Here is a 23839-nt window from a genome sequence, read left to right as displayed (position 1 = left end):
ATGCGGCTTGGGGGGAACGAGGGGAACAGCGAGCGACTGGTCGACCGCACCGTCGAGCGGTACGGGGTGTGGCTCCGGTCCACCGTGGTCTGTCTGTGCGGTGCGCTGGGCCTCGTCCAGGCGGATGCCGCGAAGGTGTCCTGGGCCCTGTCGCTGCTGGTGCCGGCCGTCCTCGCCTGCGGTGTGCGTCTCTGGTCGCTGCGCCGTCCGCTCCCGCTCGCCCTGCTCTGGACCTTGGACGCGGCAGTGGTGATGTTGATGGGGCTGTCTCAGCCGGTCCTCGGTGGTGAGGGCGCGAATGCGATGGTGGAGGTGGCCGTCGGCATCAGCGTCGTCGCTTTCCAGTTCGAGTGGGCGACGCGTCCGGTGGCCGGGGCTGCCCTGGCCGGGGCGGGAGCTGTCGCCTGCGTGCTGGGTGACCTCCTCTCCTCGCCTGCGCAGGACCCCGATGTGGTGTCCCTGTTGCGCATGGTGGTCCAGGTGGGCCTGTCGAGGGCGGCTTACCTCATCGTCCGGGCACGGGCCAGGGCGGCTGACCGGTCAGCCGCGGTGCGGGCGGCCCTGCGCCGGGAGGCCGATGTCGCCGCGGCGCGGCGGGCTACCGAGCGCGAGTACCTGGCGACCTTGCACGACACGGCGAGCGCGACACTGCTGATGGTCTCCCAGGGCGACAGCAGGGACTGGTCGTGGCTGCCTCCACGTGCCAGGCAGGATCTGGAAGCACTGTCCGCCATGCCCGGATTCGAGACAGGGAGCGTCGACCTCGCGGCGCTTCTCGGCTGTGTGCCCGAGGGCGAGGGAGAAGCCAGGGTGCGGCTCACGACGCACATCGAAGGCCCGCTCGCGATTCCTTCCGGCCCGGGGCTCGCGATATTCAGCGGCGTCCGGGAGGCCGTCACCAATGTGGCACGCCATGCCGGGGTGCGGGAAGCGGAACTGCGAGCGTGGAGAGAGGGGAACGTCGTCGTCGTCGAACTGTCGGACGCGGGAGAGGGCTTCGACCCGGAATCCGTTCCGGCACGGCGCCGGGGCATCTCCGGTTCCATCATCGGCAGGATGCGCGCGGCCGGAGGCACTGCTTCCATCACCTCGCGTCCGGGGGCCGGGGCCCGCGTGCGGTGGCGCTGGCACGACCGGGGCCGGGTGCCCCAGGCAGGGGACGGGGCGCAGGCCACGGGAGTACCGTGCCAGCCCCGCGCCCGAGCGCAGCACACGGCCGCGGTCCGCTTCATCCGCGGACAGCTCCTTTACGGTTCCCAGCTGGTCGTGCTGCTGATCAGCCTGGTGTGGCAGTTCACCATCTCGCTGCGCCGACTCGTGGCCCACCAGGACGTGTACCACCCCGCGTGGGCGCAGACGGCCGCCTTCGTCTGCCTCGTCGCCGTCGCGGTGATCGGGGGTGCCCATCTGCTGCGTGGTAGGCGGATCCCGCCGGGGGTGCGCGGGTGGAGCCTGGGTTCGGTGCTGGCCGTTTCGGCGGTGAGCGCGTACACGCTCCCGCCGGAGCAGTCGACGGGTGCGGCGGACTGGGCGTTCGGAGTGGTCGGCTGGCATGCGTTGTTCCTGCTGGCAGACCTGCGGGTCAGGGTGTACGCGGCTTTCCTCGGAGCGCACATAGGGATCAACGCGAGCGCTGTGGCCTGGTCCTGGGCGCCGACCGCGGCCGAGTCAGCCGTCCTGGGGATCGCCACGATAGGCAGCTGTGGACTCCAGCTCTCCGTCGGTGTCCTGATGACGCAGCTGTTCCACGGCACGGCCCCGGCAGCGGGGTCGGCGGCCGCGCGGGAGGAGGAACTGCGCACCCGGGAACGTATCCACGAGCATCTGCAGAGTGATCACAAGGAGCGCTACCGTGCGCTGACGGCAACGACAGTGCCCCTGCTGGTGGGCCTCGGCCACGGCGTACTGAGTCCGCACGACGAGGAGGTCAGGCTGCGGTGCGGCGTCGAGGGCGCCCGTATGCGCCGCCTGTTCGCCGAGGGCGATGCCGTCTCCGACCCGTTGCTGAACGAGTTGCGGGCATGCGTCGAGGTGGCCGAACACCAGGGAGTGTCGGTGAGCCTGGCCGTGCGCGGCCAGTCGGGGGAGGTGCCTGTGGAGGTACGCAGGGAGCTGATCGACCCGGTGGCGGTGACGCTGGGCCGTACCCGCTCGGCCGCGCGGGTGACGGTCGTGTGGACCCCCCGCGCCGTCCGGGTCAGCGTCGTGGGGGTGGACTGCGCCGACGACCGCCCCGTGGGAGCGGCTGCCCCGTCGCACGGCCGCGCCACTGACGCGAAGGTATCCGTGGTAAGAACTAGGCGCGGTGAAAGTACGTGGGCAGAAGCGAGTTGGAGCAGATCGGCGTCATCAGGAGTTGACCTGCCATGAGTAACGACACACCGGTCAGCGTGGTCGTCATCGACGATCATCCCGCCATCCTCACGGGCGTGGAGATGTGGTTCAGCGCGTCACCGCGGCGCATCACCGTGGTCGCGGCGGGGGCCACCGTACGGGAAGCCTGGAACGCTCCGGGCAATACGGCCGACGTGGTCGTCCTGGACCTTCAACTGGGCGAATCCGGCCCGGCCTTCAGCAGCCTCCGGGGACTTGTCGACGCCGGGCGGCAGGTGGTCGTCTACTCGATGCGGGACGACGAGAAGACCGCGCTCACCTGCCTCGACCTCGGAGCCGCGACCTTCCTGACCAAGAACGAGGGCCAGGAGCACCTGGTCGAGGCGACACTGGCAGCAGCCGATGAGCGGCCCTACATGCCGCCCGCGCTGGCCGGCGCGCTGGGCGCGAACGCCCGCGCCGACCGCCCGCAGCTCTCCACGCGCGAGGAGGACGTGCTCATCGAGTGGTTCCAGTCGGAGTCGAAGGAGTTGGTCGCGCAGCGTCTCGGCATCTCCGTACGGACGGTCAACTCGTATCTGGACCGGGTGCGGATCAAGTACGCGAACGTCGGCCGCCCCGCGCGGACCAAGGCGAGCCTGGTGGCCCGGGCTGTCCAGGACGGGCTCGTCGACGTGGACGATCTCTGAGCCCGGCGCTCACCGGAGTTCCGTACATGTGCCCGACGTCCTCAACCACCACGGTCGCGTCGCCGGGCCGACGCACGTACGTGCGGTGGAGGCCACGGCCTCGGGTTCGTACGAGGCGGCACGGTGGTGGAGCGCCCGGAGGCCGGACACGAAGTACGTCGGCGACAACGCCTGCCTGCCCGTCGACGGCGGGAGGTTCTGCTGTCCCGCGACCGTCATCGACCTCGCATCGCGCCGTCCGGCCGGCCGGGCGATCGCCGGTCACCTGCGCGCGGACCTCGTGACTTCCACCTGCACACCGACTACGCCGGCACCAGCCGCATGACCCGTGCCCAGGATTCGAGGTCAAGGCCCGCCGAGCGCGCGCATCGATTTCGGACAGGTTTCACGTGTGAGGACGCGCACAACTCTTCCTCCTCCGCCGGAGATCCTTCACGCGATGGGCACATCAGGTGCAAGATTTACGCGGACCGCCCCCCGCGGCCCGCCGCACCGCAAGATCAACTTTGTTCAACTCTCCACCAGGTAAGCCGACATGTCCGCATCGCGGCCAACCACTTTCTCCCGCCGCGTCCCTCCCTGTAGGCATGGCTGCAGCGGTCCGCCCGACCATCGGACCGCTCATCGACCACCGTCACACCTGGGGGAACACCCATGTCCAGAATCACCCGTCGGCACGCGCTGGGCGCCTCCGCCGGCGCCCTCGCCGGACTCGCCGTCGCCGGGGTGGCCAGCGCCGCCGGCCCTTCCGACACCTCCGCCACCTCCGCGCCTCGGGCAGCAGCCGCCGAACCCGCCGCCTTCGACGAGGTGCACCGGGGCCGCCGCATACAGGGAGCACCCTCCCACCACGGCGGACACCACGACCACGGCAGCGGCTACCAGGTGCACATCGACGGCGATGAGCTGCATGTGATGCGCAACGCGGACGGCACCTGGATCAGCGTCGTCAACCACTACGAGACCTTCGCCACCCCGCTCGCCGTGGCCCGCGCCGCCGTCGTGGAGCTTCAGGGCGCCACCCTCGTCCCTCTCGCCCTCGCCTGAATCCGGAGCGCCAGCCATGACCGTACGCAAGAACCAGGCGAACCTCACCGCCACCGAGAAGAAGCGTTTCGTCGACGCCCTGCTGGAGCTCAAGCGCAGCGGCCGCTACGACACGTTCGTCACCACGCACAACGCCTTCATCATGAGCGACACGGACAACGGTGAGCGGGTCGGCCACCGTTCGCCGTCGTTCCTGCCGTGGCACCGTAGATTCCTCATACAGTTCGAGCGGGCACTACAGTCCGTGGACGCGTCCGTGGCGCTGCCGTACTGGGACTGGGCCGCCGACCGCACCGTCGCGTCCTCGCTCTGGGCGGACGACTTCCTTGGCGGCACCGGGCGGAGCAGAGACGGCCAAGTGATGACCGGACCGTTCGCGTCGGCCGCGGGCAGCTGGCCCGTCACCGTACGTGTGGACGGCCGCGACTATCTCCGCCGCGACCTCGGAGCCAGTGGCCGGCAGCTGCCGACCCGGGCCGAGGTCGACTCCGTGCTCGCCATGAGCACGTACGACACCGCGCCGTGGAACAGCGCGTCGAACGGCTTCCGCAACCATGTCGAGGGCTGGCGCGGCGTCAATCTGCACAACCGGGTACATGTGTGGGTCGGCGGCCAGATGGCCACCGGAGTCTCACCCAACGACCCGGTGTTCTGGCTGCACCACGCGTACATCGACAAGCTGTGGGCCGACTGGCAGGCGCGCCACCCGAACTCGCCCTACCTCCCGGCCACGGGCACCACCGACGTGGTGGCTCTGCGCGACACCATGCGCCCGTGGAACGACGTGACGCCGGCCGACATGCTCGACCACACCCCGCACTACACCTACGACACGGCGGCCTGAGCGCGCAGGCCGCCGCGGAACCGCTTCCGCCCCTGGCAACCGGCGACAGCCAAGCTGCTCCCGCAGCGGGACCGGCGACGCCGGACCGCGGAGTCCGCGGTTGCCCGCGCCGGACGCCACGCCGGCCGGCCGGCGGGCGGCTGACGGACGTTCTCGCCAAGGATCGTTGGCGGCCCCCACCGGCCAGTCCCAGGGATTCTCGTTGCGCCGGCCGGCGCCCCGGGCGCCGGATTCCGCGGTCGGCTCCGAACGGCCCCAGGAATCGGCAGGGCGAGCGGGACCGGGCCGGGCCGGCCACTCCGGCTCCCCTACGGGGCGCCCGACAGATCGTCCACCAGCAGGTCAAACGTCGCCTCCTCATGGAGCGCCACCCCGAGTGCTGTCATGGCAGGGGCGAGCCCCGCGTCCCAGATGGCGCTGATGGGCTGCCCGGCCAGCGGCAGCTGGGGGATTCCCCCGGCCTGGTTGCGAGTGGCCAGGTGCTCGTAGTCGTCGGCGCCCATGCGCCAAGGCCGGGTTCCGTAACGGCGCACGATCCGGTTCGCCAGAGCGATGCCCGGCCAGTCGAAGTCGCCGTGGTAGGCGAAGTGGCAGTCCGCGGCTGCGAGAACGTCCAGAAGGGTGAGGACCACGGTCGCTGCGCTGCCGGAGGTACAGATCAGGGGGTGCGAACAGCCTGCCTCCGCTGCGGCCTCCACCACACGTGGATTCTCACAGATGTGGACGGTGGTTCCGGCGGGCAGGTGAAGCCGCGCGTCGAGCAGGTCCCGGGATGTCAGGTGGGTCTCCGCACGGTGATCGGCCCGCTCCCGCAGTGACCTCGCGCGCCAGTCCTCGCCGTGGGGCCGGAGGCCGTACGTCAGCACGGTGCTGGAGACCTCGTCCGGTGTGACCGAGACCAGCCGCCACAGTGCCCGCCGGCCGGCCGCGTCGCCGGGAAGGTCCGTGCCGTGGGCCAGGGCGATGCCGCGCTGGACGAGGCGGGCGAGCCAGGAACCGTCGTCCAGCCCGTGCGCCGAACCCGTCGCCGATGCGGCCAGCTCGCCGCGGCCCCGCGCGTCGGTACGTTCCGGGTCGAGCAGCTCGCCGAGTACCTGGACTGCCTGCTGAAGCGTCCGTACCGCTGCTTCGGGCGTCACGCCTTTCGGGACGCCGGTGCGGCGCAGCACATCCGACCACTGCCCCGTCCACTCCAGCCCGGCCAGTGGCGACGCGTCGAGGGATGAGGCGAGCGAGGCCCAGACACGCTGCCGCGCCGGGCGTAGGAGCTGTCGACCAGGAGCCGGTAGCCGAGCACTTGCTGGAACCGGCCGCGCAGCCAGTCGGCGTGCCTGCGGACCAGCGGAAAGAGGTCGGCGTGCGGGCCGTCCGATGTGACCAGCGGGTGGGCGAGCAACAGCCTCGCCGCGGTGCGGCGTTCGGTGGCCAGGGCCACGTCGTGGGCGGAGGGAAGCGTCATGACACGCTCACCTCCTCCGTACCGTCGGTGGGCGCACTGTGCGGCTGCGTGGGAAGCGCCTCGCTCCCGGTCGGCTCCGCTCCGTCCGCCGGGACGGCCGTCCTGTGGACCACCAGCTCCAGGTCGTCCAGCAGCAGATCCCCGTCGGCCGAGCGGAGAAGTGTGCGCTCCCGCCGTGCGGTGCACGGTGAGCCGGATGCCCAGATCGGCGTCCTCGCTCCACGCCGCGTCCAGCCCGAAGCCCCGTTCCTCCCGGCCGTCCGCCTCGGCGTGCCGCCTGAGCTGCGCGTTCCCGAGCGCCGTGGCCAGCAGTTCCAGGAGCAGGCCGAGCGCCGCCGAAGTGAGCCGTACGCCGTCGAAACGGGCGGACGCGCTGCACAGCTCGTCCGCCGCGGCGCTTCTGTCAGCGGCCCGCTGACGCGCCGCCTCCCGCAGCCGTTCCTTCTGCGCGGAATGGTCCTCCACCGATGCTGTCCGGCCCCGCTGGGCGCGGCTGCCCCTCTCGCGCAGTGCGACCGACACCTCGACCACCGGGCCGGTCCACCAGCTGGTGTAGGCGGGCACCACCTCGTCGGAGGCGGGCGGTACGCCCAGGTGGCGGGCGCCGTACAGCCCGAAGGCGGCGACGGCGATGTCGTGCGCGTCCTGCGGCGCGGCCTCGTCGAACCACCGGGCCAGCCGCAACAGGTCCCGGCGCCGCGACATCTCGCCGGTGGCCGAGCGCAGCATCCGCTTGGCGTTGGCCAGCAGCGACTGAAGGGCCCGCAGGGTGGCGTCGCGCAGCTGGTCGACCTGGCTGCCCTGCCCGTCGGTGTCCCTGAACCAGCCCCGCAGCCCCTCCCAGTCCGCGAGCTCGCGACCCCGGCTGCGCTGTACGCGGGTTTCCGTACGGCTCTCGCTCCGCACCGGCAGCCCGGCGAGCCCCTGCGCGTGGGCGTCCAGTTGCTCCAGCAGGCCCGGAAGGCGGGGCCAGAGCGCGTCCAGGACTGCCGAGATGCGGGGGGCGCGGAAGGACACGTCCTCCGTGATCGCCTCGACGTAGTCCAGGAGGAGTTCCTTGAAGCCCTGGTACTCGCCGCTGTCCAGGTCGTACCGGGAGAGCACCTGGCCGAGATAGGCGTAGAAGTCCCGGACGGAGTCCGCGAACCCGGTGAACTGCACGAACAGCGTGCTGATCCGCTCCAGCCCGTCCTGCGGAGCCATGCCGCCCGGCTCGGCGACCAGCTCGGCCAGCTCCCGCAGCCCCCGCTCGACCAGGGCCAGCAGTTCGTTGCTCACCTCGCGGGCGGCGTCGGCGTCGGCCAGCACCCCGTCGGCGTTCCGCTGGACGCGCTCGCCCAGCCGCGACAGCTGGTAGCGGGCCCGCGAACGCTGGTACTCCGTGATGCTGGATGCCGTGACGGTATGGCTGCCCCGCAGCAGGTTCCCCCACTTCACCAGCTGTTCCAGCCGCGCCGTGAGGGGGTCGGCGTCGAGTCCGGCGGCGGGCCCGCCGCCCTCAAGCAGCTTCGCCATCACGTCCGGGACGGCCAGATCGGCCAGGAGCGTGCCGCAGAAGACCCGCATGATCGCGAGGTACTCCAGCCGCTCCGGCGCGCTGAGGTACGCGTACGCGTCGAGGCGACGGCGCGTCTCGTCGGCGTCGGGTGCCGAGGGCGCGTCGCAGGGTTCCGGCGGTGTGCCGGATGCGGGTTCCTCCATGGCTGCGAGGTTACGTGGAGGGTCCGACAGGCGATGCTGAGTGGCCGGATCTGGCCTCCGGGCAACCGGCGCATCGGCTTCGGGCACGCTGGATCCGGGGCGTCCGGAGCGGGTCGGCTTCGCTGGGGCAGAAGTCACCCTCGCTGCTCGTCGGTGTCGTACAGCCGCCAGGCCGGCCAACGCGCCGCTTCGGCTTCACCGTCACCACCGCCCAGCAGCATCCGGCGGTGCAGCATGAGCCGGAGGTGGCGTGCCGCGTCGCCGTCCTCCTCCACTCCTCGATCGAGAAGCACGGCTTGGGGAGCCGCCCCGCCGGCGCCACGCACCACGGCGTCCGCGGCATGCCCGTGCACGGTCTCGCCCAGCGTGACCGTGGCGTCCGCCGCGCGGGAGAGGGTCTGGTACAGGCGCTTGAGCAGCACGTCCTCGTCTCCGCCACCCGGGGGTACGCCGTCCCGCTCCGCGGCCTCCAGCAGTGCGGCGCCCACGCCTCCCCGCTTTCGCCAGAGCTCCTTGTCCCCCCACCACGATGAGGTGACCGCGTGCCCGGGTGATGGCGACGTTCCACAGGTTCAGCTGTCCGCCGACCCACTCGACGGCGCCCGGATGCATGCCTTCGCCGGCGACGAGGGAGAACACCATGACGTCGCGTTCGCCGCCCTGGAAGGTGTGCACCGTACCGATGCGCAGACGCTCCTCGTCATACGGCCGCAGCCGCTTGCGCAGCGCTTCGGCCTGAGGCGCGAAGGGCGTGACGACGCCGACGGTGGCCTCGGGCGGCAGCTGGTCCAGCAGGTACGTGACGCTGGCGAGCACTTTGCGGATCTCGTCCTCGTTGACCCAGGAGCCACCGAACGGAGGGCGGGCGGCGCGCCCGGTCACATCCGTCCAGATGACGGCTGAGCGGTGCTCCAGAGCGGGTCGGCCACGGGTGTCGGTGAGAACGGTCAGCCCGCCGTCGTAGAAGAACTCGTTGGAGATCGCGGCGATGTGCGGATGACAGCGGAAGTGCTCGTCGAGGAGCAAGGTGCCGCCCGCGGACTGCTCGGCCGCGTGGAAGGCGGAGTGGCGCCGGTAGGCGAGGTGGTGCCTTTCCAGCCAGTCGGACCGCAACCCGTTCCCGCGCCGGATGAGAGCCTCGCGGTGCGGGCTGGTCTTCGTGATGTGCGTGAGCTGCATGGGGTCGCCGATGACCAGGGCGCGCCGCGCGCGGAACAGCAGCGGCAGGACCTGGGGGATGGCGCACTGGCTGGCCTCGTCGATGACGACGAGATCGAACAGGGCCGGGCCCAGCGGGAACCGCCGGGCGGAAAGACTGGTGACAGCCCATCCGGCCACCGCGGGCGCATCCGTGGAGCCGTCCGAGCGGCCCAGGACCCTCCGCATCTGCGGCCAGTCGCTGCGCTTGCCGTCCCGGGCCGCCAACAGGTCCAGGATGCGGCGGCGTCCGGACCAGGCCGCGGCTTGGACCTTGGTGGCGAGGAGCGTGCGTGAAGCGTCCCGCACGGCGCTCTCCGCTGCGCGCAGGGTGCGCGAGAGCTCCGTGTCGTCGACGGTGGCCGCGTGCTCGCGCCCGTCACGCCACTGCGCCTCGGCCGCGGCGAAGCCGGCGAGCGCGAGGCAGCCCGCGGCGGGGTCACCGGTGTACGCCTCCAGACCGGCCTTGCGCAGGAAACGGGATCGGCGCCACGATCCGAGGAAGCGTGCGCGGGAGAGCCGGCGCGCTGTGTCCGCCAGCTCGCTCGGCCGGGGTGGACCACCGAGCAGGTCCGGGAGTACGGCGGCGACGGTCCCCAGCTGTTCCGCGTGGTGGGCGCGGGCTTCGCCCGCCCGGCGAAGCCGCAGCTCGGCCTCCGCGACGTGGGCCAGCCCCTGCCGTACGTCCGCCAGACGTTCGGTGGCCAGCGTGGCGGCCATCGACGCCGTGGCCACGGTGGTGGACGGCTCCGGGCCGGTGCGCAGCGCGTGCAGCGCGGCGGCCTCGTGCTCCGCGTTGCTCTTGCCGGTGCCGTTCTTCCGCGCCGAACCGGTGCGTACGACGCTGCCGGGCACCAGCGCGTCGCAGCGGCGCCAGACCTCGTCCACGGCATCGTTGTTGGTGGACGCGACCAGTACGGTCTGGCCCGCCGCGATCGCCGTGGCCACGAGATCGGCGACCAACTGGCTCTTGCCGGTGCCGGGCGGCCCGGTGGCCACGGTCAGGCGGCGGGTCATGGCGGACCGGAGCACCGCGGTCTGCGCCTCGTTGGAGGGCAGCGGCGTCACGAGGCGCACCGGGCCGGGGTCCGTGTGGGCGAGGGCTCGGGCGCGCTGCGAGGCGTCGGGCGCGAGGGCGCCGAGGGCGTTCTTCCCGATCCGGTCCGTCTGTTCGACGATGCCGGCGAAGTCGTTGAGGAGACTCCTCGTGAAACCTGTCTGGGGGCGCGCCGCGAACAGGACCGCGGTGTTACGGGCCCCGTGGCCGGGCGTGCGGACGTCGATACGGTCGGCGAGCTGGTCCGGACGGAGCTCCTGCACGCAGGGCAGCTCGAACTCCTGTGTGAGGAGGTTCCGTACCTCCACCGCCATCCGGTCGTGCTGTCCTCGATGCCAGGACGGCTGAAACGTGTCGATGAGCTGGTTGGCCTCGTCCTCGCCCAGCCAGTCGTGCGCGAGCTGAGGATGCGGCTGGACCGGTCCGTACGGCTTCAGCCGCACCTCGCCCTCGTACCAGCAGGGGCGCGAACTTCGGCTGCTGCCAGGGGCGCCCGGTGCGAGGCCCGGTGAGGACCACGGCCGGGTAACCCGCCCAGAGTTCGGCGTCCTCCTCGGCCGCCGAGTCCACCAGCGGGGCCGCTTCCGCGGGGAGCGAGACGCAGCCGTCGTCGTCGACGTCTCCGGAGATGAACCTCTCCGCACCGTCCAGGCACACGTACGACGTGTCCTGGCGGTTCACGTCCATCAGCGGTGTCTCGGCGCCCTCGGCCAGGACGCACTCGCGGTAGTAGTCCAGGAGGTCGGTCCAGGTGGGCTGCGCGTGAGCGGATTTCGCGGCGCCTGGCGGTGTCGCTTCTCCGGCGGCGGCGGTCCGGGGTCGGGAACTCAGAGGATCGAGGACGGGGGCCAGGCCGAAGGGGCTGTCCGCGATGACGATGCGGTCGTCGACGCCGAGCGCGGACTGCACGGGCACCTGACGCCCGCCGTCCTGGGCACGCATACGCCGGTTGACGTGGTGGAACAGGTCGCTGACCGTTACCGCGCTGCCGCCGTCCTTGCTGACCTTCCCCGTGCGCAGCGCCTCGATGACCTCGCCGGTGAACGCCGACGGCTTCACGTCGTCGCCGCCGCCCGCGTCCGCGTACGAGTCCTCGCCGGCCCGCGAGGACGACAGGACGTACACGCCCCTGCTGGTCAGCGGGGGCCGCTCGCCGGACTTGGCCACGGAGCCGTCGTCCTGCCGGTCCGACGTACGCAGCCCCATGGCGAACCCGCCGCTGCGGCAGCAGTCGATCATCACGATCTTCTGCGGGGCGACGCACTCCTCCAGCGCGTCGTTGAGGAAACCGGCGCTGACACCGGTCGCGGCCACCCGGTCGGATGCGGTGTCCCGGGCGATGAAGTGGAACTCGCCGCCGTCACGTACGGTGCGCTCACCGTGCCCGGAGACGTACACGAGCGCGAGTTCGTCCTCGTCGCGCTCCTGGAGGAACTCTCCGATGGCCGCCCGCATGTCGTCCGCGGTGAGATCGGACTCCGTCTGTACGGAGACGAAGTTGCCGATGCCGCGGTGCTTCAGTACCTGGGCGAGTCCCCATACGTCCGCCCGTACGGAAGCGAGCGGCGAGAAGTGGCCGTCGTCGTAGTGTTCGTTGCCGATCAGGAGAGCCCGGCGCTTGTGGAGGCGGGTCACGCCGCGCCGTCATCCGATGCGGGACCGTCGTCGCCGACGACCCGGTCCTGGAACTCCCGGACCATGCGCTCCTGCGCCGCGTCCGGACGCCCCGTGATCTGGATGGAGTCGTCCCCGACGGTGACCACGACCTTGCGGTGCCGCTCCTTGGCGCACCACTCCTTGATCAGGGTGATCAGGACCTGGGACGCCGGGCGGGCGACGGCGGCGGTGGTGGCGGCGGTGGTAGCGGCCCAGAGAGCCACCTCACCGACGCCCGTACCCTTGCGGCCCGGTTCGGCCGGCCCGTCGGCGTCATGGAAGCCGACGACGAGACCGTCCGCCCTGTGCAGGGTGTCGTGGAGATCCCGGGTGAGGCGTTCCTGCCGGAGTGTGTCGCCGCCCGTGGCCACGGTGAGTGTCCACGGCGATCCCCCGTCGCGCATGTGCTGCTCCTTGCGTTCGCGTCCGTGCTCGCTCGGTCCGTCCGGCGACTTTGGCACGCGGGCCTCCGTGAGGGACAGCCGAGGCCGTACGGGAAGGGCGGCATCCGGCCACCTCCGAGCTTCGGCGGGGCGGTGCCCGGCGACCGGCCGACTGTGTTCCCCGGCCCGGTGTCCGGCGACCGGCCGGCTCTGGCCTCTGTTCCCCGGCCCGCGTGAGGGCGGGCGCGGCGTCAGCCGTGCGGCGCACGGGCCTGCCCCGGACCGTCACAGCAGATGGTCGGCCTTGCCCGCCTTGATGTCCTGGATGAGTGCGCTCAATGCCTCGCGGGTGTCCGTGAGGTAGGTGTCCTCCTGGCCCGCTACGGCTATGTAGGCGTTGCCTTCCGCGTCGGTGCCGATACGGAAGCAGTTGTTGCCCTCCCCGCAGAAGGGGGCTTCCCACTCGATGTCTGTCACGATCGGTCTCCTCACAGGTCCTTGATGATATTGCGGATGAGGTCTCGCGATGCCGTGACGGACAGGCTCATGCGGTCCATCCACTCCAAGTGAGCCCGATACTTCGACAGTTGCAGCTCGGCATGCATGAACGCGGGGCCGTGTGCCGTATCGAGTTGCACTGTGTCGAGCTGGGGTACCGGGCCCTTCGCGTACAGAGCGGCATGCCCTGCCCCAGGGAAGCTGCCGAGTTCGAACGGGATGACTCGCACCCGGACGTTGTCCCTCTCGCTCCACTCGATCAGAGCCTTCAGCTGCTCCCTGGTGGCGTCACGTCCTCCGAAGAGCATGCGCAGGGCGGCCTCGTGGATGTACCCCGTGTAGGCAGGCGGCTCCGCGCGTTCCAGCACGCGCTGCCGGTCCATGCGATGAGCCAGGCGCAGCTCGACTTCGGGGTGCGGGAGGGGCGGTAGCACGGCGGCGAAGATGCTGCGAGCGTAGTCCTCCGTCTGAAGCAGGCCAGGTACGTGGGCGGTTTGTGCCGTCTGGATGCTGCTGGCGTGCCACTCCAGCTCGACGATGTCGAGCAGCCCTGGCGAGACCCTGCCTCGATACTCGTACCACCACTGGGGTTTGGCCGGCTGGGCCATCTCTTCCAGAGCGATCAGGTACTGCTCGTCCCCGCAGGCACAGTGCGTCGCCAGCGTTCGCAGCCGGTCCGGACTGATCGTGCGGATACCTGACTCGATGTTGGAGATCTTGCCCCGGTCGATTCCGAGCAGGCCCGCAACGTACTCGGCGGTGAGCCCTGCCTCCGTGCGCAACTTCTTTACCTCTGCGCCCAGCCTGCGTTGACGCTGCGTGGGGGTGGTGCGTGGCGGCATCGATCGCCTCTCTCCTCGGGCCGTGGGCCAGTCTGCCGGGTGAGCCCCGCGCAATCCATTCGGGGTGAATCTCCGGGATGAGTGGTACATGAGCCACCTGGTGCCCTACCTTAAGTCACGCGACGCTCACGCAAGGCAACGAGAAGAGCATCGCGTGAGCCTGCCCGTGTCCTCCTGCCCTGGGAGGGGTGGGCTCGCGCCAGGGAGACAAGCCACTGCCACGCGCCGCGTCGCCGAACGATTCATGTGCCGTACGAGCCTCTCGACAAGTCACCCGCGTCGTGATCGATGCGGCCATGCTCCAACGTCCGCGCCGTCCAACGGAGTCGTCATGCCCGAAAGCGTGCCCATCGTGTCCGCCCCGGTGTCCGTCACCGCATCCGCCCACATGTCCGCCATCACGTCCGCCCCCGTCTCCGATCCGGTTCCCACCTCGGTGGCCGACGCCGATCCCGTGGTCCGCAGCGGCCGTGAACGGGCCGGAGGGGGGCCGCGATCCGGCTTCCCCGCCTACGTTCTCGGCTCGCCGTTCGCCCTTCGGGCCCCGGCGGGGGTGACGCAGTGCCCGCCACCCCCGCCGGACCTCGGAGAGCCGTCCGCCGCCCGCTTCGTCTACGGCCTGACACTCCCCTCGGCCACCGCGACCCCGCTGATCGCGCACGAGGCGGCGGACGCCGTACTCGACGTGCACGGAGTGGAGGACGAGCTGATCGAGCCGGCGCTCGAACTCGTCCACGAACTCGCCGTCCACGCCTGCCGCTTCACCGGGGCCGGAGAGATGGTTCATCTGGTGCTCCGTCGGGCCGACGGCGTACTTCAGGTGGTCGTGCATGACACGCATGCCCCGCACTTCGCGCCTCGTCTCGCCGGTCAGTGCGCCGAGCGGCGCAAGGTCTCCCTCGCGGTGGTACGCGAACTGTCCGAGAGGCACCAAGGGGAGTGGGGTTTCGCCGCCGCCCAGCCGCCCGCCGCCGGTGTGTGCACCTGGGCCACGCTCGTACGCGTCCCACCTGCCCCGCCCGCCACTCCCGTTCCTCCGGTGTTCGACGCTGCTTCCGGGGCGGCCCCCGGGCGAGCCGCCTGACGCCGCGTACTCCTTCTGCCGCCGCCCCCGACTTCGTAGCGCCCGGTTCCGCTTCCGGGCGGGTGCTGGTCGAGGGCGGTGGCCGAGAGGACCAGCCACTGTCCGTCGGCGCAGGCGGGCGGTAACCGGCCGTATCGCGGTACTGCATCGTGGTACGAGGGGAGGTGCTGGCGGGAGCGCGGCCGACGTCGTCGCCCCGGGGATCACGGACACATGAGCGAGCAACGAAGGGTTTGGACACCATGACAGAGAAAACCCCCCGCCCCTCGGGTGACGAGGCTGCCGACGCCCCCAAGGCGACCGCCGCGTCGGACGCTCCGGTCATCCTGAGCAACGAGCCCGGTTCGTTCGCCTGGGGTGTGCTGGCCAAGCGCCACCCCGCTCTCGTCCAGCAGGTGCGGGACGCGTTCCCGTACGGTCCACGGCAGCACGAGGCCCTCGACGCCCTGCTGGACGAGATCACCCGTGGCGTTGTCGAACCGCTTGCCCCCGGGGAACGCGATCACGGGCGCTGGGCGGCCTCGGGACAGGAGTACTTCGGCCGCTCCTGGTACGACGCTCCGTTCCTGTGGGCGGAGAGCTACTTCTACCGCCGACTCCTCGGTGCGGTCGGGTACTTCGGCACCGGCCCATGGCGGGGAGTCGATCCGTTCGCGCCGTTCAAGAAGGCCGAACTGGGAGGCGGCGCGGTGGAAGAGGAGCTGCGCGCCCTGGACGCGCTCGCGAACGTGCCGGCCGAGGAGCGGGCCACAGCCCTGCTGCACGCCTCGCTCTGGGGCAACCGCGCGGACCTCGGCTTCCGGGTCGCGGCGGGGGAGCCGGCGGCCGGAGCTACCGCAGATCCCGCGCTGGTCGCCGACGACAGCGTCCTGCTGTGGCGGCTTCTGCCCGTCGGGTCGGGCTCCACGGTCGCCGTCGTGGCGGACAACGCGGGCCGGGAGCTGATCCCCGACCTGATCCTCATCGACCACCTCCTGGAACAGCGGCGTGCCGACCGGGTCGTGCTTCACGTGAAGCCCTACCCCTACTACGTCTCCGACGCGATGACGGCTGACGTCGTCGACTGCCTCCGTCGCCTCGTCGAGGCGCCCGGAGAAGCCGGCAGGATCGGCGGCCGGCTGTGGAAGGCCATGGGGGCAGGAGACCTGGAGGTCCGCACCCACCCGTTCTTCTGCGCTCCGCAGCCGTACGGGGAGATGCCTGAGGACCTTCGCGGTGAGTTCGGGGGCGCCGCGCTCACCGTCCTGAAGGGCGACCTCAACTACCGTCGCCTGGTGGGCGACCAGTCGTGGGACGCGACGGCGTCCTTCGCCGATCTCACCAGGTACTTCCCGGGGGCCGTCGCGGCGCTCCGGACCCTGAAGTCCGATGTCGTCGTCGGCCTGGAGGAGGGAGCGGTGGACGCTCTGGAGCGGTCCGGGGGCGCCTGGCGTACCAGTGGCACGCACGCGCTGATTCAGGTGCGGCGGTAGGGCGGGGGCGAGCGGTACAACCGGTGGGCCTCTTCCCGGACATCACCAGCCCGGTGGGTGCCACCGCCCGGAACTGCTGAGCCGAGGGCTTGTGTGCGATGCCGGCCCGAGACCAGGGGTAGAGAGTGCGGAACGTGAGCTCTTGTCTGTTTCGTGGTTGAGGTCAGGGAAGGTGAACCCTGAACGCCTGAGCAGCGGCGATGACTCAATGTCACGTCACTGAGCGATGGCAAGCCGGATGGAAGGGCACGTACCGCCCGCTCGGAGCCAGGCGCACCCCGTATATGGCCCGGATGGTGGTATCAGGGAGGTACTGCGGCCTGCCCCCGGACGCCCCGAATCCCGGCGTGTCCGGAGGCGGGGACGAGCAGGGTCAGGTGTTCGCGCAGATCGCGCTGGCACTGCTGATGGCGGTCGAGCGGGAGGGCTCGCGGACGGACGTTGCCCAGCGATAGCCGTGGGCGGAGTCGATGAATTCGGGACGGCTGGCGCTGACGATGGCGGTGTTGTAGCCGCCGGGGCCTCCGCCGAGGATGGCCTTCCCTTGGGGGCAGGTCACGGTGAGCCGGGTGGGGTTGGGGGTTTCCGTCACGGGCGATTCGATGATCTCGTACCCGGCCAAGGGGTCCGCACAGATCGCGTCGACAGTGATGCCGACCGTGTCCTCGGAGAGCGACCGACCGCTCGCCGTCCATGAGTAGTACGGGACCTTCTTGGCGGGGATGGGGATGCTGAAGCGGAGTGTCGCGCTGGTTCCTCGGGCCTCCGCTCCGCCGCCCACCACTACCTTCCCCGACGGGCAGGAGACCTCGCGTGAGCTCCCGTTGGACATATTGGCGTTGGGCAGGTTGACGAGTTGGTAGCCGGGCAGGGCGGTGCTGTCGACGCAGATGATGTGCCCGGTCACGGTCACCTGGCTCTGGTCCTCCTGCCGTGCCACGATGTTCCACCGGTAGGTGCCGCCGACGTAGCTGGGGAAGCTGCCGACGAGTACACCGTCGGCACCCTGGGCCTCGCCACCGCCGCCCACGACGACCTTGCCCGACGGGCAGGCCATATACATCCGAGCGAAGTTGTCCACGGTGGCCGGCCCGCCGTGGATCACCTGATAGCCGGGAAGGGCCGCAGCCGTAGGGGCGGTCCCCTGCGCGGGTGTGGCGGGTTCCGCCTGCCCCGGCGTCGTGACGCCCGCCACGGTGGCGAGTGCGATTGCGGCCGTGGCGAACAATCGCCAAGGAGTTGTGATCTTCATGGTGAACCGTTCCTGGCATCGAAGGACAGAGCGCATGCCGCAGCCCCGTCCCAGGGAGCGGGTACGGGAGCGGCTCACGGAATCTGACGGTGAATGACAGCCCCGAGCCAGGGCCGCACAGGGGTTTGTAGTCCTCATGCCAGGGACAGCGGAACCGGAATCACTGCCCACTCACCCATGCGGCGGTAAGAAGTCACCCGCTGAAACGATCATCCAGCCCGGTACGAGTGTGACCGCTGTGATCACGGGTTCGATGAACTCCCGCTGCTCATCGGCGAGATCGCTTGGGTACGGCTTGCGCATGTCCATGCCGCAGCCCAAGCGAACCTCGAGTATCTGACCGGCAGCGATGCCCCGACATCACAGCATCGAGTGGCAGCGAACCGCACGGAAGGACCCACTCCGCACCATCAGTCCCCTTGAATTTCTTCCCTGGAGGCGACGTTCTGGTCGGTGAGGATGCGGAACTCGCGCTGGTTCTCGGTGAGGAACTTGAGGAAGCCGGGTTCCGCCTGCAGGACGTAACCGCGCAAGGGGGGTTCATCGTGCAGGTCGACGCGTTCCAGGGGGACCCAGGGGGTGTTGACGGTGGCCGCCGCGAGGAGCCATCCGGCCAGGATCAGCCTTCCGAGGTGGCGGCCTGTCCACTGAGCCAGTTGCCGCAGCCGGCTGCCGGCCTTCGACGCGCGGTCGAGCGCGAGGAGCAGCGCGCCGAGGGCGACCGTGGTCGCCAGGACCCACCAGGCGCGGAAGGACCAGACATACGCGGCGAGCGGCACCAGGGCGCCGAGCAGGAGAAGGAGCCCGCTTCCCAGCGAGGGGCGCGGGGGCTGCCGCGCTGCCTCCTCCTCGGTGCGTCGTCGGTGCCTTGGCGCGCTCAGCGGCAGCCAGAGGACAGCAAGCGGGGTGAGCAGGGCGAGATAGACGGCCGCGGCGATCGGGTCGGCCATCAGGGTGCCCATGACCACGGCGATGCTGTCGTCGACATCGACGGTGTGCAGCACGGCGAACGCGGTGTACCAGTCGTAGTCGGAGACGGCGAACAGCCGCAGTACAAGGAACAGGACCGCACCGATGGCCAGCGGAAGTCCTTTGCCGTGCCCGTCGCTCCCGGCTTCCTCATGCGCCATGCTCTCAAGATCGCACACGCCGTTCGCTCAACTGCCCAGCGAATCGCGGTCTGCGATGCAGAGTCGGCCCGGTGGGGGCCGCCTGTTGCTCCGCGATGCTCATGGGCCCTCAGGCCCCGACCCGAAGCGCCCGGCCAAGAACTCCTGAAACGCGACTTTCGCCCGCACCAGCGGCTTGCGGACCCGCTCCTCACGCACCTCGGCCTCGCAGCTTCCACGGCCCCTCGTCGTGACGAGCGCGGGCCCAGGGCGAACGGGGGCGGGCGAGACGGACCGCGCCGACGAGAGCCAGGCCGGGCAGGAACAGTCCGATGAGCCCACTCCATGTCTTGCCCTTGGCCAGCGCCAGCACCACCAGGGCGAGATTGACCAGAATGGTGGCGGTGACGATCCACGCGACCAGACCGGTACTGGCATCCCTGGGAGCGAGGGCACGGTCAAGGCCCAGTGGCTTGATACCGGTCAGAGCGAGACCGGTGAGCGCGACGGCGAGGAACACGGCATCCACAGACAGCCGCCCGCGTTCGGACCAGTAGACGTCCTTCAGATCGAGCAGCAGAGCGAAATCGTCCAGGACGAGGGCAGCACCGACTCCGAACACCACACCGAAGACAGCGTGATGGATGTGCGTCCCACCGCGCGTGACGTTGCCGGGCCACCAGGAAACCTCCGCCCGGATCATGCGCACGCTGAACCTGATGAACAGGAACGCCCCGATGAACGCCGTGAAGAAGCAGAACAGCCGCAACCGCCCGGTGTCGACCACGTGCTTGGCAAACCATGCCGTCATAGCGAGCTCCCAGAACCATGAGCGAGCACAGCAGGAACGCCGCGTGGCACCTATGCTGATATAAGCTGTATAGGCAATGAAAATAGATCATTCCCCGTCGTCTGGGGTTCGCTAGATGATGGATTCCAAGGGGTAGCTGCGCGGATGCAGGTTCCCGTTTCTGGTGGCGGAAGCCCCATTGGGGTGGCGGCGCGATGGCGGATACGCCACCGAAGCGGGATGCGAGGCGGTTGCCCTCAGCAGTGCAGCGTGAACGAGGCTTCCCCATGGGATCGGCCGTTGACCTGGAGCTGCACCAGATGGACACCCGGGTGGTAGCGCCGCGTGCTGATCGGCTTGAAGGAGTGTCTGCGTGTCGCGCGCCACGTCTGGCCGGGAGTCAGGGACCGTGTGGCGAGTTTGAAGACCTTGGGAGTGCGGGTCCCGTTGGCTTTCATATGGTGGACGACGTAGTCGATGACGAGGTGAGCGGTCTGATCGTGAGTGTTGGTCACCGAGTAGTCGAACAGCAGATAGTCGCCGACCTGGATCTCTGAGGCGTGGACGTGCGGGCCCTCGACAGCGACGGGACTGTCCGGGGAGTGGCCGAGCAGCGTAAGGGCCCCGGCGTGGCCGGACTTGATCAAGGTCCGCAGGCCGTGCCGTACCAACCGGGTTGTCGTCGGTGCCGGGTCGCTCAGCCAGCGCGCCGCGACACCGGCGGCGATGTCGGGGTGGTCACGGCTGATGTCGTTGAGGTGGTTGGCCACGGATCTGCGGACGTACTCGGAGTCATCCCGGTACAGCGCGTCGAGCAGGGGCAGTGCGGGTGTCGGATCCGCGATCAGATCCGGAAGCTGGGGCGCCCAGGGCAGTCTTGGCCGCGTGCCCTCACTGGCCAGTCGGCGGACATGGAGGTCGGGATGGGCGGTCCACGGCGTCATGACCCGCAGCGCGCGTTCCAGGTCGGCACGGAGGAACGGTCGGACGGCGATCTCCGCGGTCAGACGCGGGGTGAGTTCTGCAAGCAGGGCGAGCGCCGGCTCGAAGGCGTCCAGGCCCCGTACGGCGACGGCCTCGGTGACCGGGAAGATCATCCATCCGGTGAAATCGCTGTCCCGCAGTGCGGTGCGCAACACGTTCGCGAAGGCCGGGTAGTCGGCGGGAATATCAGCCAGGACGGCATCTCTGATCAGCGCGACACGCTCGGTGAAGCTCAGCCCGTCCAGGAGGGCGCCGCACCCCCGGGTCTCATGCGCCGTGATCCCGTCACCGGCTCGCGCAAGGCATCGGGCGAGGTCGGCGACGGTGTCCGCGCTGAGTAGTTCGTCTGCCGAGGGCACAGCGTCATTCTCCTTGATCTCGGGGGCTACGCGGTGTGCAGTACCTGAGCGTGCCGCATCTCATGCACCGTGCCGATCCGGCTGAAGAAGCCCTGTGCCCGGGGGCGGTCGGCATCTCCTTGGCCGCGCGCTCGGCGACGTCGGCGGACGACCAGATGATGAAGTCCAGGACGGTGCCGTCGTCGAACCGGGCGAGGTGGGCACCCTGGAAGCCGTCGCCGTAGTTCTCCCTGAGCAGGTCGACGAGCTGCTCCCGGTGGGCGGTGAGGGCGGCGGGGTCGTCGGTGTCGAACCTGACGTACTCGATGGTCGTACTCATGGCATCACCCTTCGTCGAAAACGTGACTCACGGATTTGGCAGATTAAATCCGTGATCTGAAGCTATCACGGGTTCGCCGACCTGAATCCAGTAGATTGGGAGGCATGACCATCCGGGACCTGCAGGAAATGCCGTGGATCGGCGAGGACCCGGTCCTCGACCTGGCCAACACCGTTGTCGTCGGCGCAGGCCTGGGGCGCGGCGACGTCGACTTCCTCGCCGATCGGGAACTCACCAGGCGGTGGCGCGCCTGCGCCGCCGACCGAGGATTGGCCGCCCTCCCCTTGGAGGAACTGGAGAAGCTGCGCGGGTTGGTCCGCGACGCGCTGGACGCGACAGCCGAACAGCGGCCGCTCACCGACAGCCTGCGGAGCCGCCTGAACGAACTCGCCTCGTCCGCCCCCGTCGTCTTCCGGATGACCAGCGACGGCCTGCTCGCACAGCAGGAACAGGGCGGCGGCGCCGACGCCGTCGTCGCCCGCGAGACGCTCGTCCTGGCCGCGGGTCCAGACCGTCAGCGGGTGCGGCGCTGCCACGCCCCCAGTTGCGGCATGTTCTTCCTGGCCAGGCGACGTGACCAGGCGTGGTGCTCCCTCGGCTGCGGCAACCGGGCGAGGTCCACCCGGCGCCAGCCGCGAGAAACGGGAACCCACAGCTATTGAGACAAGGGGACTGGGGCCGTCGATGAATTAGTACTCCAGCAGGAGTTTGCTGTCTGAACTGGTCTTTCGCCGGGTGGCGGGAGTGTAGCGGGCCTCCGGTCGTGCGGGGGCGGTCTCAGGGAGACCGTCCCTCGATCGTTCGACAACGCCGCTGGTAGTGACAGCGGCGGGCGACTGCTTGGCGTCGGCGGCGCCAGTTCGACCAGCTCAGCGCGTGGTGTCGTCCTCGGTGTCCGCTCAGGTGCGGGGGCTGGGCGCGACAAGCTGCCAGGAGTCGCCGTACCTCCGCCACTGTGAGCTCGATGGCCCAGGCTGTCCCACCTGTTTCGCCCCCTCTTCCCTGGGCCGGTGTGCCGTGGCGGCCAGGAAGGCATGCGCGAGCATGGCCAAAGTGATGTGCCGATACCAGCCCACGTAGCGGCGGACCTCGTACTGGTCCAGGCCGCACTCGTTCTTCGCGGCCTGGAAGCACTCCTCGATCGCCCAGCGTGCCCCCGCGCCCCGCACCAGCTCCTGGACGGTGACTTGAAGGGGCGTGTAGGCGAGGTAGTAGGCAATCTCGTCGGGCTTGCTGATGCTGCGCCGGGCCAGTGCCCACCGCATCCGATGAGGGGCCTCTCCCTGACAGTCGAACTCGGCGACGGCCGGCAGCCGCACCGCTGCCCAGTGGTAGACGCGTGGCCCTTTCGCGCCGTCGCCGCATGAGATCTTCTCCCACGCTTCGTCCGGGGCGTGCGCGAACAGACCCTCGATCCGTGAACAACCCACGGAGAATTGGGACTTGGGGACGGCCAGCACGTAGCCGACGCCCGACTGTTCCAGCAGCCGGCGGAATCGGCTGTCCTGACCGTAGGCGGAATCCGCGGTGACCCAGTCGATGGGCAGCGGTGAGGCGAGGGCCCGCAGCACCATGTGCCGGGCCAGTTCGCCCTTGGTGGCGAACTCCCGCTCGTCGGGGACCCTTGCGGTGCGGCAGCGTTCCCGGTCTCCGGTCCAGGACTTCGGGAGGTAGAGCTCGCGGTCGACCAGGGCCCTGCCCCGGACGGAGGCGTAGGCGGCGAAGACGCCGATCTGGCAGTTCTCGGTCCGGCCGGGGGCCCGTATTTCAATAACTGTCAGTCACGGGTTTCCGCGGGGGTTGTTCGGGCGTGTAGCTGTTCCAATGTGCGGGCGGGCGATCCGGGTATCGGCGTGACGAGGATCCGGTGCATGTCCAGGAGCCGTTTCGCGTCCTGGTACTGGATGGACAGGTTGGTGCGGTTGACGCCCAGTAGTTGCGCCAGGAACGTCATGGTCACCGCTCTGCGGCGGCGCAGGATGGCTGCCAGGAGGCGGTGGGTGTGGTCCACGCTGCTGGTCTGTGGGTGGCGGTAGCTGCGCGGGCGGTGGAAGCGTCGCTGGAATGCTGCCTCGGCCAAGGCGTCCCAGAAAGGCTCCGAGACCGCCACCAGATGCTCGAAGGCGGTTCGTGACATGCCGGTCAGGGCCGGGTCGGTGAGCATCGCGGTCAGGGCCGGGTCGGTCCGGTGTGTCGTTGCCGGCGCGTCTGGCGCTCGCGGTGGAACGGGAGACAGCGTGTAGTTCCAGTCACCGTGGAAGGCGTTGGGTGTGATCGGAAGGGCGTGGAACTCGGCGGGTGTGACGCTGATGCCGAGGTCGTAGCTGCCTGTGTCCAGTTCGGCCCCGATGGTCAGGCCGGTCCTGGTGGTTGTGGCGGCGATGGTCTCGAGGACGACTTGGTAGCTGGTCAGGGGCCGCCCCCGCCAGTTCGCGGTGATGTGACAGAACATCCGGTGTTCTATCTTGTTCCACTTCGAAGTCCCCGGCGGTAGGTGACAGACCGTGATCTCCAGGCCGCTCTCTCGTGCGAAGGTGGCAAGGTTGCTCTTCCAGGTCCAGCGGCGGGGGTCGTTGGAGCCGCCGGAGTCGGCGGTGATCAGGAGCCGGGTGGCATTCGGGTGGTCCGCCCGTCCGCGGTGCTGCCACCAGCGTCGGATGGACTCCACCGCGAACTGGGCGGTGTCGTGGTCGGTGCCGACGTTGACCCATCCGCTGTTGTTGGCAATGTCGTAGATCCCGTAGGGGATCGCCATGGGCTGCT

20 protein-coding genes and 2 pseudogenes are annotated in these 23839 nt (G+C 70.0%); 8 read left to right on the top strand and 14 right to left on the bottom strand.

Annotated elements, in window-relative coordinates; genetic code table 11:
- From B9S58_RS27080 to B9S58_RS27060, 5 genes are all read left to right on the top strand, one after another.
- Window positions 1-2370 carry a sensor histidine kinase gene (locus B9S58_RS27080; RefSeq protein WP_103534643.1) on the top strand — a complete coding sequence of 790 codons (2370 nt, stop codon included), beginning with the start codon at window positions 1-3 and terminating at the stop codon, window positions 2368-2370.
- Window positions 2367-3023 carry a response regulator transcription factor gene (locus B9S58_RS27075; protein ID WP_181009475.1) on the top strand — a complete coding sequence of 219 codons (657 nt, stop codon included), beginning with the start codon at window positions 2367-2369 and terminating at the stop codon, window positions 3021-3023. Before B9S58_RS27080 ends, B9S58_RS27075 begins: the two co-directional genes overlap by 4 nt.
- Window positions 3024-3051: 28 nt before the next feature.
- The gene (locus tag B9S58_RS27070; protein WP_103534642.1) at window positions 3052-3348 is read left to right on the top strand and encodes a hypothetical protein; all 297 of its coding nucleotides are present in this window, start codon (window positions 3052-3054) and stop codon (window positions 3346-3348) included.
- 329 nt (window positions 3349-3677) lie between these two features.
- Window positions 3678-4070 (top strand): tyrosinase cofactor, encoded by a 393-nt coding sequence (locus tag B9S58_RS27065; protein ID WP_103534641.1) that lies wholly within the window; start codon window positions 3678-3680, stop codon window positions 4068-4070.
- Between the two features lie 16 nt (window positions 4071-4086).
- Complete coding sequence (locus B9S58_RS27060) at window positions 4087-4914, top strand: tyrosinase family protein (protein WP_103534640.1); 828 nt, start codon at window positions 4087-4089, stop codon at window positions 4912-4914.
- A 308-nt stretch (window positions 4915-5222) separates the two neighbouring features.
- Here the strand turns inward: B9S58_RS27060 and B9S58_RS40320 are convergent, their stop codons facing one another.
- From B9S58_RS40320 to B9S58_RS27025, 7 genes and pseudogenes are all read right to left on the bottom strand, one after another.
- Entirely contained in the window at window positions 5223-6236 is a 1014-nt protein-coding gene (locus B9S58_RS40320) for a DUF2399 domain-containing protein (RefSeq protein ID WP_374935712.1), read from the bottom strand.
- Window positions 6230-7939 (bottom strand): annotated as a pseudogene (locus tag B9S58_RS27045) (TIGR02677 family protein); the annotation flags it as partial. The pseudogene B9S58_RS27045 and the gene B9S58_RS40320, both read right to left, overlap by 7 nt.
- A 336-nt stretch (window positions 7940-8275) precedes the next feature.
- Window positions 8276-10288, bottom strand: a complete 2013-nt coding sequence (locus B9S58_RS39485) for an ATP-binding protein (RefSeq protein ID WP_258045095.1) — start codon at window positions 10286-10288, stop codon at window positions 8276-8278.
- Window positions 10289-10520: 232 nt separating this feature from the next.
- Window positions 10521-11963, bottom strand: a complete 1443-nt coding sequence (locus B9S58_RS39480) for a caspase family protein (RefSeq protein ID WP_258045082.1) — start codon at window positions 11961-11963, stop codon at window positions 10521-10523.
- On the bottom strand, window positions 11960-12388 hold the full coding sequence (locus B9S58_RS27035; protein WP_103534638.1) for a hypothetical protein: 429 nt from the start codon (window positions 12386-12388) through the stop codon (window positions 11960-11962). Before B9S58_RS27035 ends, B9S58_RS39480 begins: the two co-directional genes overlap by 4 nt.
- A 264-nt stretch (window positions 12389-12652) precedes the next feature.
- Window positions 12653-12844 (bottom strand): hypothetical protein, encoded by a 192-nt coding sequence (locus tag B9S58_RS27030; RefSeq protein WP_103534637.1) that lies wholly within the window; start codon window positions 12842-12844, stop codon window positions 12653-12655.
- An 11-nt stretch (window positions 12845-12855) separates the two neighbouring features.
- On the bottom strand, window positions 12856-13707 hold the full coding sequence (locus B9S58_RS27025; RefSeq protein WP_103534636.1) for a helix-turn-helix transcriptional regulator: 852 nt from the start codon (window positions 13705-13707) through the stop codon (window positions 12856-12858).
- Window positions 13708-14038: 331 nt separating this feature from the next.
- On the opposite strand from B9S58_RS27025, the gene B9S58_RS39475 reads away from it, so the two are divergent.
- Window positions 14039-14791: an ATP-binding protein gene (locus B9S58_RS39475; RefSeq protein ID WP_258045081.1), complete on the top strand. Its 753-nt coding sequence runs from the start codon at window positions 14039-14041 to the stop codon at window positions 14789-14791.
- A gap of 242 nt (window positions 14792-15033) precedes the next feature.
- Entirely contained in the window at window positions 15034-16263 is a 1230-nt protein-coding gene (locus B9S58_RS27015; protein WP_103534635.1) for a damage-control phosphatase ARMT1 family protein, read from the top strand.
- 373 nt (window positions 16264-16636) lie between these two features.
- Here B9S58_RS27015 and B9S58_RS27010 read toward each other — a convergent pair whose 3' ends face one another.
- The 5 genes from B9S58_RS27010 to B9S58_RS26990 all read right to left on the bottom strand — a co-directional run bounded on the left by B9S58_RS27010 (window position 16637) and on the right by B9S58_RS26990 (window position 21076).
- Complete coding sequence (locus B9S58_RS27010) at window positions 16637-17515, bottom strand: hypothetical protein (protein ID WP_146063570.1); 879 nt, start codon at window positions 17513-17515, stop codon at window positions 16637-16639.
- Window positions 17516-17925: 410 nt separating this feature from the next.
- A complete protein-coding gene (locus B9S58_RS27005; RefSeq protein WP_103534633.1) occupies window positions 17926-18645 on the bottom strand; it encodes a hypothetical protein in 720 nt (239 codons plus the stop codon).
- Window positions 18646-18835: 190 nt separating this feature from the next.
- The gene (locus B9S58_RS27000) at window positions 18836-19435 is read right to left on the bottom strand and encodes a hypothetical protein (protein ID WP_219818919.1); all 600 of its coding nucleotides are present in this window, start codon (window positions 19433-19435) and stop codon (window positions 18836-18838) included.
- A gap of 236 nt (window positions 19436-19671) precedes the next feature.
- On the bottom strand, window positions 19672-20757 hold the full coding sequence (locus B9S58_RS26995; RefSeq protein ID WP_103534632.1) for a DNA alkylation repair protein: 1086 nt from the start codon (window positions 20755-20757) through the stop codon (window positions 19672-19674).
- Window positions 20758-20761: 4 nt separating this feature from the next.
- A complete protein-coding gene (locus B9S58_RS26990) occupies window positions 20762-21076 on the bottom strand; it encodes a hypothetical protein (RefSeq protein ID WP_258045080.1) in 315 nt (104 codons plus the stop codon).
- Between the two features lie 104 nt (window positions 21077-21180).
- On the opposite strand from B9S58_RS26990, the gene B9S58_RS26985 reads away from it, so the two are divergent.
- Entirely contained in the window at window positions 21181-21738 is a 558-nt protein-coding gene (locus tag B9S58_RS26985; RefSeq protein ID WP_103534631.1) for an ABATE domain-containing protein, read from the top strand.
- A 237-nt stretch (window positions 21739-21975) separates the two neighbouring features.
- On the opposite strand, the gene B9S58_RS26975 is transcribed toward B9S58_RS26985, so the two are convergent.
- Entirely contained in the window at window positions 21976-22809 is an 834-nt protein-coding gene (locus tag B9S58_RS26975) for an IS701 family transposase (RefSeq protein WP_374935711.1), read from the bottom strand.
- Window positions 22810-22857: 48 nt separating this feature from the next.
- Window positions 22858-23839: pseudogene (locus B9S58_RS26970) on the bottom strand (ISAzo13 family transposase); the annotation flags it as partial.

The organism is Streptomyces sp. SM11 (assembly GCF_002910905.1).
In the GTDB taxonomy this organism is placed as follows: domain Bacteria; phylum Actinomycetota; class Actinomycetes; order Streptomycetales; family Streptomycetaceae; genus Streptomyces.
This window is presented reverse-complemented; position numbering and strand designations above follow the sequence as displayed.